We start from the raw sequence: 14647 nt of genomic DNA, 5'->3' as shown, positions 1-14647 counted from the left end.
TCGCCGGGGTCCGGGGCCTCGCGCCCGATCCACGTGCAGCGCGACCCGTTCGCCTGCGGCACTCGCATTTTGCTCCTGAGCAGCCGTGCCCTCCGACGAACGACCAGCCAGTTCGCCCCCTGCCGAGCCAGATGCGCCCCAGCCGTGCGCCGACGTTCATTGCCACGTTCTGCCGGGGGTCGATGACGGACCGACCGATCTCGCCGAGTCGCTGGCTTTGTGCCGGATGCTGGTCGCCGACGGAGTTGTCGACGTCGTCGCGTCGCCCCATCAGCTTGGGCCGTATGAACTTGACAATTCCGGCCCGGCGATTCGCGCTGCGCTCGCCGCATTGCAGGCCGAGATCGACGCGGCAGGCATCTCCCTGCGATTGCACGCGGGGGCCGATGTGCGGATCGACGAACGCCTCGTGCGGCTGATCGACGAGGGGACCGTGCTGACGATCGGCGATCAGCGGCGGCATCTGTTGCTCGAACTGCCCCACGAAACGTTCGTCGAGCCGCTGCCGGTGATCGAAGAGCTCGCGGCCCGGGGCGTTCAGACTGTCATGACGCACCCCGAGCGGCACCGGTATCTGGCTGGCTCGCGCCGCAGGATCGCGGCTTGGCTCGACGCTGGAGCGGTGCTGCAGATCACCGCGGGGAGCCTTGTCGGCGACTTCGGACGGCAGGCTCGTGACGAAGCATGGCGATTGGTCGACGAGGAACTGGTCGATCTGGTCGCCTCCGACGCCCACGATTCCCGCCGCCGCCCCCCGCGGATGCAACAGGCCCGCGAGCTGCTGGCCGCGAGATACGGCATGGAATACGCTCGGCGGCTCACCTACGATAATCCTCGACAAGTGCTGGCCGGCCGCCGACTGGGGGATTAGGGTTAGGCGTGGACGCCCAGGACTGCCTTCTCATCATGCCACGACGACGGATCCAACTCGACGCCCTCTCGCCCCCCCCCGCGTCGCAAGTCGACGTGGCGTTCGAGGGGATCGTATACGCCCTGCTTCTCTTCATGCCCGCGGCATTCGGAGCAGTCGAGGCCTGGAGCGAGTTGATCGTGAGCGCGGGGGTTGCAGCGGCCGTACTGGCGGCGGCGTTTCGATCCGTGCAAACAGGCAGCTGGCGCCCTCCCAGCCGTGCCGCGTGGATCGCCCTGATCGGCGTCGCCCTGCTGCCGACGTACGCCTTGTGGCAGTCGATCCCGCTGCCGCAGAGCGTGGTCTCGACGATCGCCCCCGCGACCGCTGAGGCTTACGCCGAGCAGTTGGCGGACGTGGCCGCTCCGCCCGCGGAAATCTCGCTGAGTCTCAACCGCGGAGCGACGGCGCGGCGCGCCCGGTTGCTGGCCGTCGCGGCCGCGCTGTTCGCGATCGCCGCGACTCTGCGCAGCGAGCCGGCCGTCAAGCGGATGCTCGCAGCGATGTTCCTGGTCGGGGTCGCCGAGGGAGTCGTCGCCCTGCTCCACATCGTCACCGGGGCGACCCAAATCTACGGCGCCTACGGCTCGCCGGGGGGACGCGTCACCTCGGGCAGCTTCGTCAACTACAGCAACTTCTCCCAATTCATGAATCTGGCGATCGGCGCCGGGGCGGCATTATGGACGATGCAACTCGCGCGGAACTCCCGCAACGGCGATGCAGGAGTTTCGCTGACGACCGTGCAAAACGAGCTCCGCCGACACGGCTGGCTGGTGGCGGGGCTCGTATTAACGGCGATCGCAGTCCTGACCTCGCTGAGCCGCAACGGGGCGATCTCGCTCGCCGCGGCGACGGTCGCGGCAGGCTCGCTTATGTGGCGCCGCGGGGCGCTCAGCTGGCGCGGCTGGGCCCTGGCCGTCATCCCGGTTGCGGTGTTCGGCGTGTTGACCCTCACCGCGCTCGACGTCGTCTACGAGCGGATGGCCACCCTCCGCGACGGCGAGCAAGCGCTCGGCCGATGGGAAATGACCCTCGGCGCCCTGCGGGCTTGGCAGGCGTTTCCGCTGTGGGGCGTCGGGTTCGACGCCCATGCCGTCGTGTTTCCCCTGTTCGACTCGGCAGTCTCCGCCTCGATCGCCGAGCATGCCGACAACGACTGGGCCCAATGGCTCGAAGAGACGGGTCTGGTCGGCGCCGCGCTGGCGGCGGTGCTGCTGGCTGCGCTGGGAACCATCGCCTGGCGGTTGATGTTCCGTGGGCGACGCAGTTCGTCGCATGCGACGTTCGGACTCGCTCTAGGATTGATCGCCGTCGGAATTCACAGCGCGACCGACTTCGGGCAGCGACTTCCGGCGGTCTTCGCAATGACCGCATTGTCATGCGGATTGCTGGTCGCGCTCGAGCGCTTGGAACGACGCCGCAACGGCGAGGGCGCCACGGACGAGATGTTCACGGAACTCCCCTGGCCTCGAGCGCTGAGGTGCTCCGGACCGCTCCTGGCCGCCTTGGCGCTGGCCGCGACAGGCGTCGTCTGGGGGGCGTACCGCGCCTATGTCGCAGAGCGCTGGTGGTGGGCCGCGACCGGGTTCGAAAGTCGGATTGCCGCGGCCGAGGACATCGTCGCCCCTGAACAATACGCCGACCTGTTGGCCGCCGCGGAAAACGCCGTCGCCTGGGCTCCCGACAACGCGGAGTATCGGTTTTGGCTGAACGCCTATCGATGGCAAGCGCTGCAGGGCGCGTTCGCCGCAGAAGAGGACGAAGCGGTCGATCCTGAGGCCGTCGTCGCTGCGCGTCAGATCGCCGACGACCTGGCCGCCGGCCGAGCGCTGGCGCCGACCTACGGGCCCCCGGTGGCGCTCGAGGGGGAGTTGCGGCTGTTCGTGCTCGGCGAAGAGCGGGGGGCCGATCTGATCCGCCGAGCCGTGCGCTTGGCGCCGTACGATCCGACTGCGGCTCTGGTGGCCGGCCAACTCGCGATCCGCGACGGCCAAATCGATGAGGCCCGCCGGCAGCTTGATCGGGCGGTGAAGCTCGCCCCCGGTTCGTACCCCGACGTGGCGCGAGCGTACCTGCTCGACTTCAATCAACCGGACTGGGTTCGTGCGCTCGCGGGAGACGACCCGGGACGACTCGCCGCGGCGGCTCGGATCGCCGAGGAAGAGCCGAGTCTGGCCGAGATCGCCGCGGCGCTGGGAACCGAGGCGGAAGCGGCGCTGCGAGCGAGGGTCGCCGCCGATCGAGCGGCCGCCGGCGAACTCGCCGCGCTCGCCGCGCTCGACGCCGCCCGAGGCGATTTCGCCGAAGCTGAGCAGCTGTATCGCCGAGCATTGGGGCTGGAGTACGGACAGATCGGCTGGCGATTGGAACTGGCCCGCCTGCTCGCGTCTCAAGAGCGTTACGACGACGCGGTCCGCGAGGCGAAGATCATCCTCCGCCTCCGCCCGAAGCACCCTCAGGCGGAGCGTCTCGTGGGCGAGTGGAGCGTGAAGGTTCCCCCCGTTCCCGAGACGATTTTTACCCCGACGCAACCGTCTCACGACGACCTGTGAGCTCTCAAGCCGAGATCGAGCGACGCGAAGCCCGCCCCCTGCCCCGCAGCGCATCGTTCCGAGGCGAGGAGTCTGATCGCCGATGAACCCACACAAGTGCGCTCCGCCGGCTTCAATCCAACCGGCGTCTCTGCGACCAGCATCCGAGCGCTGCGACTCCGATCAACATCAGCGCCGCCGGTTCCGGGACGATCCCGATGACGTTGAACGCCGAACGGCCGACGACGTCGATGGCTCGGACAAACCCAAACGAGTCGAGAGTCTGACCTGGAATGACGAACCCGCCGCCGAAAGCGCCGTTGGAATCCGTCATCGCGGTCAGCAGCAACTCGTTCTCAAAAAAGAGATCGAACTCAGTGTCGGGCGTCAGCCCGCTGACGGTCACCGGAGTAAACTGCCCGGGCTGACCCTGCGGAACGCCCAAGTCGAGCGTCGGCTGGTTGTTCCACCAATTGAGGTCCAAGTCGGCGAGCAACTCGTCCGCCTCCGAGAGCCCGTCGCTCGAAACTAGCCGAAACGGGATCGGCGATCCCGGACTGACGGCGCCGAGCAGCGTCTTGTCGAACGAAAACTGCAACTGGTGCTTGGCGTAGCCCCGGTCTTCGTCGAGATCGAGCGCGTGTCGCGACGCCAGGACCAGTACGTCGGGGAGCGAGATCGGATCGCTGCCCAGACTCGTCAAATCGAACATGTGCGCCACGGCGTCGATCGATCCGCCCAAGGTGGTGCGCCCGACGTCGATTTGCAGTCGACGTTCGGAGCCAACGCCCGGCAGCGAATCGAACTCCAGGCTGTAGCTTGCCGAAAAGGAATCAACGTCGGGAAACAAATCCGCAAGATCGATTAGCCCCTCCATAACGTCGTCGTCGGCCAGCGAGTAGAGCGATACGCCCGTGAGATCAAGATAATTCGGCATCAACGCAAGATGGTCGCCGAGCGGGTCGGCGTCGCCCCCCTTCTGCATCGGAATCTTGGCGCCGATGGCGTCCTTTGCGGGCTTGTCGACCTGCTTGCCCCACCTGCCCGCGATTCCGTCGTTGAGGATCTTGACGATCTGCAACGGTTGAATGTGCGTTCCCGCGCGATAGTTGCTGGGCGCCATGATGTTGCCGTTGCCCGACTTGCCGCCGTCATTGTTGTTGTTCGGTGCGTGGCCGTGATCGTCGCTCTGATTCGTGAAATCGAGATTGTATTTCTCGGCAAGCGTGAGCGTGTGCAGGATCTCGTGAGCCATCGTCTCGGCGGTTTGCTGGGCGGTCGCTCGCTTTTTCCCGACCACAGCCGGAACGCGATGAAAGCTCCAGCCGGGGGTCGTACTGCCGACATCGGGCGTCCGCGCGAAAATGAGATTCAAACCGTTGACCCCGTTTTTGACCTCTTTGGCTCCTTCCGCGACGGCATTTCTCCCCTCTTTGTCGGTGAAGTCACCGTCGTTTGCCGTGCCGCCGTCCGAGCCGTCGTCCCCTGCGGTGGCGCCGATCTTGATGCGATCGGCCGCGAGATTGAGAACGATCCGCGCCGGCCGCAGGATCTCGTTAATACGCTTGACGTAATCGATCGCGTCGGCCTTGACGACTCCGGAATTGTTGTAGCTGTTGACGGTGACGTCGAACGTGGTGAAAGGCAGTTCCTTCTCAACGATGGAACTGTCGACCTTGAAGCCGCCGACGTTGAAGAAGTCCGACTCGGCGTCGATTCCGCTGCTGCCGTTGGTCGTCGAGGAAAAGGCGGACAGACTTCCCAGGATCTTGTAGTCGCCGCCTCCGGCGATCCAGGCCGTCTTCGAACGAACTCCAGTCGCCACGGCGGCGACGACTCCCGGCGGCAACTGGGGATTGAGAGGTCCTCCTCCGTGATGAACATAGCTCGCCGGAAGACCGCTGGCCAATCCCAACAGCGCTTGAGCCTGAACGGACGTCTTGTTGGCGCCGCCGGCGTTGTTAATCGTCTGCGAACCCGTCAAGTTAGCCGACAACGTCACCTGATAGTATTTGTTGGCCGCAGGTTTGAACGTCCGGTTGAAATCAAGCCCAGTGGACGCAGAATCGGACAGAAACGGAAACGCGTCGGCTGTCGCCCGCACGTAAGCGTCGGCGACGTTCGCCATGGTGTCGGCGACTTGGCCGTTTCCGGTAATGCTCGCACCGAAAGCACGGACAGAGTTGCCGCTCGTCGCTCCAAGGTGGACCGTCCAGGGACCGGTCCAAGGCAGTTCCGCCGAGATCGCCGTGAGAGCTGGAAGAACTGCAACCAGTGCGGCCGCAGTGCCGAAAGGAAGCCGACTAGCCGCCCGAGACAAGATTGCGTTCATGAGGCCCTCCGTCTGTACGAGACTACGGGATGGAATGCCTTTTCTCAGTCGTCTCCGCTCGGATCAGTCGTTCAACCGACGCAGATATCGATCAGCCAGATACGGCGGCCGACGCCCGCGCCGACCGCTGTGCCTTACGGCTCGTAAGAAGAGTAAACTGCCGTGATTGTAGGAGGGCCCGCGTAACCGTCAATCTTGCGACTCCGGTTTGCAGACTTTTCTCACGCAGAGACGTATCGTCAGCGGAGACCCCGCCGCGCGGTATTTCGGATTCTAACCCGACGGGAACACGGCAACCGCTTTCGCGGCATCGGGTCTTGCCCAAAAGGGGAGTGGCATTGCTGCTCCCAACCTTCGGCATGTCGACCGCACGCTTGCGGCTCGCCCCGCTCGCCTATCGCGGCCTGCGTCCGCGGGGGATAAACGGTCGGTACAACGGGTCGCCGATCAGGGTCATCATCCAACTGTTGTACGGGTTCGTCAGGTAGTAGCACTCGACGAGCGTGTGCTCGCCCTGAAGCAACAGCGCGAAGAATTCGTTCGGTCGGGGAAAGGCCATCAGGTACGGTTCGTAGACCGGCCCCAGCGTGGCGCAGACGCCCTCCTCGAGCATCCGCTTGCACCAGACTTCACTGTCGGGATTGCGAAGGGTCTTCGCCTCGCTGCTGGCCAAATGATAAGCCACCGCGCCGGGGACCCACTCGAAGGCGTCGACGTACTTGGCCAGACTGTACCACCCGCAGTAGATCGCCGCTTCGGGGCAATCGCCCCCCTGGAAGAGCGCCGGCTGCTCGTCGAGCTTCACTTCGAGTCCGAACTTCTCCCTCACTCCGTCGGCCGTCGCGAGCAGCGCCCGGTCGTAGTCGGCATAGCTGCCGGGGGCGACGTTTTCCTGCTCGCGCGTGCCGATGCCGCGGGCGTCGAAATACGCCTTGCCGGCAAGCCCTTTCTTCTCGACCTCGACGGCCGTGTCGATCAGCCCCTTGGCCAAGGCGAGCGTCGGGGCGTCGATCCGCGCCACCATGAGCGTGGGATGGACCCGCCGCAGTTGCGAGCCGTCGTACGTGTTGCGAAGGTAGTTCGGCTGCCACCGCAGCAACTGGTACTCCTCGGGCCACAGGACGAGCGAAAGTTCGCTGTCAAAGCTGGCCATCGTTTCGTTCTTGGCGACGGCGGCCAACTGCTCCTGCAACCACTTGGCCGAGCCGAGCCACCCCGCGGCCCGGTCGAGCACCGCCAGACGAATTGCGTCCCGGTCGATCCCGGGGGCCTGCTGCTCAAGCAATCCTTGGATCTCGGCCAAGCCGATATTGCGACCACGGAGAGCATGGAACTCGACCTTGAGCGGCTCCGCCGAGTCCGGCGCGGCAGTGAGTTGATTGTTGAGCGCCTGCAGCAGGATGTTGGCCCCCCCGATGGCGCCCGCCAACTGCTGCACCTCCATCTGCCGCTCGCGCTGCCGCGCGGGATCGGGGATTTGCTTGTTCTCGGCTTGAGCGGCCTGCAGGGCCTTTTCCAAGCTCTTCTCCAACGCGGCCAAGTCCGTGGATTCGTCCGAGGTCGACTCGGGGGCGGCGACCAATTTGGTCGCGTCCGACCAATCGCGGAACGTCCGTTCCGCCCTGCGGAGGCTCTCAAGTCGCACCTGATACTCGCCCGTCAAGAACTCCCGGTAAGCCTGCAAGCGCTCGTCCGGCTCGGCGGCGCCGATTCGCAGCGGCACGTCCCAGACGGTCGCCAAGCATTTCAACTTGCGGTCGGGATCGTGCTCGGCAAGCCACGACCTGATCGCCGGACGAATCGCCTGTTGCCATTCGTCGCGAGGGCAGGTCTCGCCTGCAGGCATCGCCACCGCGCAGATGTTCTCGACCGGCACGCCGCGAACTTTGCAGTAGTACTCGGCCAGCCGCTGCGAGTCGCGGCTCCCCTCGGCGACGACCAACGCGATCTCCTGCGGCTGCAGAACCGCCCGGCACGGCGCCGCAACGAACCAGAACGCCAACATCAGTCCCGTAATCGTTCGCACGCCAACTCCTCGTCGGTAATTCAAAGCGGAGGGCCGCTGGCCGGCCGTCATTTCGCCAGTTCTTCGTGGGCCGCGGCCAATTCAGGTTTGCCGAGCTCGCGATACGCCCGCGCCAACGCGGCATGGGTCGGCTTGGAATCGGGAAGCCCGTTCAGAGCATACTCGAGATCCGCAGCGGCGGCCTCCCACTCGGACAGCTTCGCCAGCACCTGCCCGCGCGTCTCGCGGAAGCTGGGCGAATCGGGATCGATCGTCACGGCGCGATCGGCCGCCGCGCGGGCTGCGGTCAGCCGGTCGCTCCCCTCCAGGTTCATCAGCACCCAGGCGTAGTTGTTCCAAGCCGCCCCGTTGCCCGGGTCGTTCGCCACCGAACGCTCAAACAACCGCTCGGCCGAAGCCGCCTCGCCGATCTGGGCCAGATGCGTGCCCACCAACAGCATCAGCGAAGCGGGGGGGTCTTCGGCTTCGTTGAGGCTCTCGGCCATCGCGCGGAGCAGTCGCGGTCCGTCGTCGCGCAAGGCGATGGCGGCGACCGCGTCCCCCAGCGGGGTTTGCGGCGGCATGAACCGGACCGCGTCGGACAGCAATTGGGCCAACCGCGCCCCGTCGGGTCGTTGCGAGAGGATGGCGACTCGCAATTCGTTGAGCGAGATCTCCCCCAGGGCCGCCCGCGGTTCGGGGCGCTCGGGATCGACGGCGATCCATTGGCGCAACGCCGCTTCGCAACCGCGGACGTTGCCCAACAACTGTTCAGCGACCGCCAGCAATTGCATCGACTGGGGCGTGGGCTGCGCGCCGCGATTCTGTTCGTCCAGGAGATAGGTACGGACTCGCGCCGCCTCGCGGCGCGCGTCCTCGGGCCGGCCAAGTTCGACGCTGACCAACATCAACTGGGAAGCGGCCATGGGATTCTTCGGGGCGAGCTTTTGGAGCGCCTCGGCGCCTTCCTCACGCTTCCCTGACTGCAGCAGCCACAGCGCCCGGGCGAAGTCGACCGACTCGCCGCGGATGCCCGCTTTGCGAAGTTGCTCAAGGTGCGCATCGACGAGCCGCAACCGCTCCTCCGGACCGTCCCCCATGGCGCCCCCGAGGTACTGCTCGACCAGCCAGAAGTGGGCCGGGGGGTATCCGGGCGAATCGACGGGCGCCAGCGACTGCATCCGTTGGCGGCCATCGGCTTGCTTCGCTTCGTCGGGATCTCTCACCAACGCCAACGCCGTTTCAAAGGCCGGGCCGTTCGTATCGACCTTGAGCTGGGCGAGTTTCCGCTCCCACAACCTCATGGTCGTGTAGTCTTCGTCCTCGCGAGCCTGTTTGACGGCGACTTGGTAACTGGCGGCGACGCTGCTGGGGCCCTTCCACAACCACCACCCGCCGGCGGCCAGGATGGGGGCCACCAGCAGCAAGGCCGGCAAGCCCCACAGCATCTGCCGATAGTGCCGCGTCACCACCCAGGCGTAGGCGAACCCCAGAATCGCTGCGACGGGGCGCCACGCCGGCTGGGTCAACCACGCGAGCCACCGCACCGCCCCGTCAAGGTTCAGTGCGTCGACGAGTCGCCCCGCCCCGCGCCCCAGCGCCGCGACGAACCGGAACCATGCGTCGCGAACCGGCTCAGGGAACAAGACTCTGCCGCAAGCCGCGAAGCCCCGCATCACGAGTCGCACGGGCCATGTCAACGCCCGCAGGAAAGTCGCCAGTCCGCTGTCGACGCGGCTGAAGCCCCCGCCGGAGTGAACGAGCCGCTCGCCAAACCAACCGACGATCCGTTCGAAGGGATAGGTGATCGCATGCCCCAGCGCGGCCAAGCGTTCGCCGATCCGGGCGAAGAATTCGCGCAGGCGATATCCCAGCGGTGCGGGCATGGCGATCGGACGGCAAGCGGGAGGGCGAGGAGGATTGGCCGAAAGGGTCCGTGAACCAATCGAGATTCAGCCTCCCAGTCTACTCGGCGACTTGCATCCTCGCGAGCGAGCGCCCCCTGATGCGGCCGCCGAGCGAATCCGCCCGGGCCGCTCGTCCCGATTTTACCGATTGGTGCGCCCGAATCGCGCCGCCCCCCAAGCCGCGACGACGGCCGCCCCCCCCATCGCCCAGGCCGAGGCCTCGGGCACCGACGCTACGGCGGTAAAGACGGCGCGGACGTCGTCGATGCGGATGTTGTTTTGTGTTACAGGACCTGAACCGCCGTAGCCGTAAAGGCGAAACTCGGCAACGCTGCCGACAGGAAGTGACAGCGTCAAGTCGGTATGCGATTTGTAAAACCAACTGCTATTTGAACTTGAAATTGACCCGCTCGCGGCTTCGTCAGTAAACCCCCCGATGCCGTTAATGCGATAGCGAAGACTGTAAGTGGGCGGCCCGGAACCGCTATTGCGAATTCCAAACGCGAACCCCGTCAACTGCACCGGCGAGACGCTGTCGTTCGTTACCGTGAAACCAATCGAGCCACTGGCATTAGCCGAGAAAGCGATTTTGTTCCACTGAGTATCAAGATAAGGCCCCTTGGATGCATCGGGGTAGGAAGGCACGGGGGTTGTTGAGGACCCTGTAGTTGTAGACATCCAGGACGGCGAAGTGACCGAGATGTTTCCGATGAGCAACCCCGCAATAGGCGTCCCCGTTATCATCGGTGCGTAACTACTGCCCGTGAAGGGCCATGTCGCGACGACGTCGGCGACGGCAAATCTTGAATCACAGTTGCCGCTGAGGGCAAACGCGGCAAGCCAGCAGACCATTCGACGATTCATAGCAGAGGCTCAAGGGGCAAGGGGATCGTGACGCTTGCCTCCTTGCCCGCTCGGGGCGACCGCGTTTGACGGCCGGCCCGGGGATCCTTCGTCCTGGCGACGGCCCGCAAGAAGCCTCGCCTCGCTGCGGTCGCCGCCTCAGTCGAGACCGACAGCCTACGGTGAAAAGGCTAACCCATCGCCCGATCGATTGCCACAAATATCCTGAGTTTTTCACCCCAGCGCTACGCGACGCCCCCTCACCCGAGCGAGGGGGGCGCGACGCTTGGCGGAGGACATGCCGCAACGAGAGGCAAACACCCCAGTGCTTCGGCCGAACGGCGCCGGACGATCCGCAGCGACGTAACCGGTTGGCGGGAAAGGAGGATACGTCGCCGCCGGCCCCAATAGGCAGACCTCTCGAGACGCCCGATTCAGCCGCCTCGCTACGGCGCCGAGGCGGAGACCGAGCCTTGGGCGTCGGACCGATTGATCAGGCGTCCGAAGAAGTTGAACTGGAACACCTGCGTCATGTACCGGGTGATCGCCTGATCGGGGGTTTCCTGCAGGATGAGGACGTCCTCGGCCTGCACCAGCAAGTCCTGCCGCGGATCGCGGAGGGCCTCGTCGATGTCGACGCGGATCATCGCCTGTCCGCCCCCGGGCATCCGTCGCAGCACGGTGATGAGATTCGGCGAGGGATTGCCGATGCCGGCGCCGACGATGGCGCCGTTCAAGTTGTTCGTGTTGATGCCGCCGTTGAGCAACGGCCCGCGCGCCTTGAGCACCGCCTCGACGACCGTCAGGTCGTAGTTGTTGGGAAGCGGATACTCGCCGGAGACGAGCAGACCGCCGGTGTAGTAGAACTCGGGATCGCGGCCGCGGACCGAGACGATGTCGCCGGTCTTGAGGATGACGTCCTCGGGCCGAAACGGCAGCGGCTCGCCCGGGCGGATGCGAAGCGGAATGCGAATCGTGCGGCTCGGTTCGCCGCCGCGGGTCGAATCGGCGAGCAGGGCGGCGGCAGCGTCGCCCCCCTGGCTCGGGGCCCAGTATCCCCGTTGGATCACGACTTCCTGGTTCGATTCGAGCCCGGGCAGGCCCCCGGTACGCGCAAGCGCACTCAGGACGTCGTTCTGATAGGCCGGCAACTCGACGACTTCGCCGGAAGAGCGACGACCGCCGCCGATGGTCGTCGTCGTGGTGCCCAAACCGAGCAGCGACTGGTTTTGGAGCGAAACCTGATTGTTCGGCGAATCCTCGCGCATCACGAGCACGCGAATCGTGCGCGACCGCAGCAGGCTCACCAGGATGCGCTGATCGTCCGGACGGAGGATCTCTTTCTTGAGATAGGCATCGACCACCTGCTTCTCAGCGTCGGCGACCGGCATGCCCGCGACCTTGATGCTGCCGACGTAGGGCAGCGAGATCGTACCGTCGGAGCGGATCGGAAACGGGTAACCAATCGACGGCGGCAACTCGGGCGCGTCCGGCAAATTCACCGGCGGGGGAGCTTCCGCCTCGCCCAGAATCCCCTCGACGTACACCCCCAGCGTGTCGCCGGCGTCAAGCAGATACTCGTCCGGCGGCGCCTGACGCAACGCGGTCAGCGGCGTTTGCTCGAACCCCTCGCGCGACGCGGCTTTCAGCTCCTCCGGCAGGATCCGCACCGGAATGCCGTGGGCCACCGGATTGGTCACCGCCGCACACCCTGCCGCAAGCACGACGACGCCGATCGCGAGCGCGCTGAGCGCAGCTCGCGGCGATCTGGTCGAATGCGGCGTGTTAGGAGCGACGGACATGAGCATTGAAAAGTAGAGAATCGAAACGTGCGAAGCGGCGACGGGCAAGCGGCCGGACGACGACGAGGCTTAGCGGAGAAACTCCAACGTGGACGCGGGCGCTGCCGGCCGGAGCCGCGCGGACGACGATCGCCCCGGACTCGCGACTGGCCAATCCCCCTGGGACTCGAACACCGGCGGGATGACATGGACCTCCAACGATTCGCCTGGGAATTCTTCGACGCCGTCGGGCTCGGGCAGGTCAGGCCCCCGCGGCGTTGATTTGGGCGCAGGATCGACCCGCGGTGCAGGAAGCGTCGGCGCCGCGGGGAGCGGTGCAGCCGGCAGAGCCGGAACGTCCTCGCCCGGCATGCCGTACGGCGCCGAAAGCGGAGATCCTGGCGCCCCGTGGTAGTCGTACGGCAAGGCCGAGGAGAATTCGAACGACGATTGGACGATCGCCTGCTGGCGATACCCCCCGTCGCGAGCCGCAGCCGCGCCTTGTCGGTAGCCTGCAAACCAGTCGTGCGAGGCCGCGTGGCCGGCAGGATTGCGGTGAGCGACGTTCCAGAATTTGCGCGGGGGGAGCGGCGGCGGCGCGCCGTCCCCCCCGGCGTAGACATAGTCGACGAACCCGTCGCGAAACCCGGCTCCGAATTCCCCGCCGTCGACGCCGTCGCCGCAACGTCCGGCGCACTGCTGCCATTCGTACTCGGCCCACTCGCGATAAAGATCGATGCTGCGGCGCCGATCGCGTCGAGCCGAGAACTCGGCCGGTTCGTCAAGCAAGGTCCGCTTCGCGTGCCGGCAGACTGTACAGCCCGAGACCACGGTCCCGGCAAGCACGGCTCCCAGGACGATCGCGGCCCAAGCCCGGCGGGGCAACTCCGGCTGGAGTCCCGCCTGCGCGGGGCGCTTCAGATTGCCGGCTCTGGCGGATGCCATACGCGATTCAAATGAGTCTGGGCGATTTCAATCCGACGAGTGCCCGCGGCCCGCAGGCGCAGACCAAGCGGGCAGGCGAGTTCCGCTGACTGTCGTATCGACCGTAGCGGTTCCCCCGATGAAGGAGATTGGGGGGAATTTAACGCCCTTGTTGAAATCCTCCCCCCAATCGCGAGAAGATGGGCAATTTGACCTGACGACGGCAATTTTATTGCCCGGCGGCCCAGCCCCGACTAGACTGCGTATCAACGATCGGACCGGGCGAAAGCCGGTCCGCCCCGCCCGCCCTCTCCCACAAGATTCTCCCCTCGCCCGCCTCCTTGGCTGCGGCGAACTGCTCGGGGAGCCCCCGCCCATGAACGCTCGCGAGAAACTCTGTTCGCAGCGAGGCGGTCGCCCTCGCTGGCGGCAAGCACTCCTGGGAACCTTAGCGCTCGCCGCCCTCGCGGGTTCGGCCGGAATCGCCTGTGCCGGCGGACCGATCGTGGACACCGCAGGGTTCGAGGGATTCAATAACGGCAATCTCGCCGGGCAGCAGGGTTGGGTGACCGCCGGCGGCGGGGCCAGCACGGCGACCGTCCAGACCGCCGTGAAACTTGAAGGCGACAAGGCCCTCCGCGTGGATCGAGGTTCGTTTTCCGACGACCGCTGGGCGGTTCCCGTCGACAACTATCCCACGGGCCGATTCGTTCGCATCACATGGGACATGCGCGTCGAACAGGCCGTGGGCGCCGGCTTCGGGCCGTTCTTCGGGGTCGACACCTACGACGACGACGATACGCTGGCCGTCATCGCTTCGTTGGGGGTCGACGCCAAAACCGGCGAGGTGCAGTTTCAGTTGCAGAACTCAGGCATCCTGACCGGCTCGGGCGTGTTTACGCAACTCGGCTCATGGAACCGCTACGACCTGCTGCTGGACTTTCAGACGAACAGCTCCCGGAGTTACGTGAACGGAAACTTCGTCGTCCAGACCGGGTTCGTCGATTTGGGCTTGGGAATCAACGAATTCACCGACGCTGACATCGCGACGTTCTCTTCGAGCGGCGATACGGCGTCGCGAATGATGACCGGCACGGCCTACTTCGACAACTTCAAAGTCACCGACGGCGTGCTCGGTGACTTCGACCTCGACGGCGACGTCGACGGCGCCGACCTGACGGCCTGGAAGAGCGCCTACGGCGCCGGGCCCGGGGCCGACGCAACCGGCGATCTCAAGTCCGATGGCGCCGATTTCCTGGTGTGGCAACGGAACTACGGAACAAGCATGTTCCCGCCCGTTTCCCTGGCGGCGAGCGTCCCCGAACCGGCAAGCGGCCTGCTGCTGGTCGTCGCGGGGCTGGCTGGGCTGCGGCAGACGCGTCGCCTTCGTAACGTGTAGGCGAAGCAGTCGTAA

9 protein-coding genes are annotated in these 14647 nt (G+C 65.9%); 3 read left to right on the top strand and 6 right to left on the bottom strand.

Features of this window, described 5'->3' with window-relative positions; translation table 11 throughout:
• Positions 1-85: 85 nt before the first annotated feature.
• Positions 86-871, top strand: coding sequence for a hypothetical protein (locus KF688_00120; GenBank protein ID MBX3424057.1), 786 nt, complete (start codon positions 86-88; stop codon positions 869-871).
• Positions 872-906: 35 nt separating this feature from the next.
• A complete protein-coding gene (locus KF688_00115) occupies positions 907-3462 on the top strand; it encodes an O-antigen ligase family protein (protein ID MBX3424056.1) in 2556 nt (851 codons plus the stop codon).
• Between the two features lie 112 nt (positions 3463-3574).
• Here KF688_00115 and KF688_00110 read toward each other — a convergent pair whose 3' ends face one another.
• The 6 genes from KF688_00110 to KF688_00085 form a co-directional block, all read right to left on the bottom strand.
• Positions 3575-5569 carry a PEP-CTERM sorting domain-containing protein gene (locus tag KF688_00110; protein ID MBX3424055.1) on the bottom strand — a complete coding sequence of 665 codons (1995 nt, stop codon included), beginning with the start codon at positions 5567-5569 and terminating at the stop codon, positions 3575-3577.
• A 598-nt stretch (positions 5570-6167) separates the two neighbouring features.
• Positions 6168-7799 carry a TIGR03790 family protein gene (locus tag KF688_00105; GenBank protein ID MBX3424054.1) on the bottom strand — a complete coding sequence of 544 codons (1632 nt, stop codon included), beginning with the start codon at positions 7797-7799 and terminating at the stop codon, positions 6168-6170.
• Positions 7800-7846: 47 nt separating this feature from the next.
• Positions 7847-9664: a tetratricopeptide repeat protein gene (locus KF688_00100; protein MBX3424053.1), complete on the bottom strand. Its 1818-nt coding sequence runs from the start codon at positions 9662-9664 to the stop codon at positions 7847-7849.
• A gap of 162 nt (positions 9665-9826) precedes the next feature.
• Positions 9827-10549 carry a hypothetical protein gene (locus KF688_00095; GenBank protein ID MBX3424052.1) on the bottom strand — a complete coding sequence of 241 codons (723 nt, stop codon included), beginning with the start codon at positions 10547-10549 and terminating at the stop codon, positions 9827-9829.
• 425 nt (positions 10550-10974) lie between these two features.
• On the bottom strand, positions 10975-12330 hold the full coding sequence (locus KF688_00090) for a polysaccharide biosynthesis/export family protein (protein MBX3424051.1): 1356 nt from the start codon (positions 12328-12330) through the stop codon (positions 10975-10977).
• A gap of 69 nt (positions 12331-12399) precedes the next feature.
• Positions 12400-13254, bottom strand: a complete 855-nt coding sequence (locus tag KF688_00085) for a hypothetical protein (GenBank protein MBX3424050.1) — start codon at positions 13252-13254, stop codon at positions 12400-12402.
• Positions 13255-13609: 355 nt separating this feature from the next.
• On the opposite strand from KF688_00085, the gene KF688_00080 reads away from it, so the two are divergent.
• Positions 13610-14632 carry a hypothetical protein gene (locus tag KF688_00080; GenBank protein ID MBX3424049.1) on the top strand — a complete coding sequence of 341 codons (1023 nt, stop codon included), beginning with the start codon at positions 13610-13612 and terminating at the stop codon, positions 14630-14632.
• The last annotated feature ends 15 nt before the right edge of the window (positions 14633-14647 follow it).

The sequence above is a fragment of the Pirellulales bacterium genome (genome assembly GCA_019636345.1).
Lineage (GTDB): Bacteria > Planctomycetota > Planctomycetia > Pirellulales > Lacipirellulaceae.
Note: the sequence above shows the minus strand (reverse complement) of the source record. Positions and strands in the feature narration are given on the sequence as shown.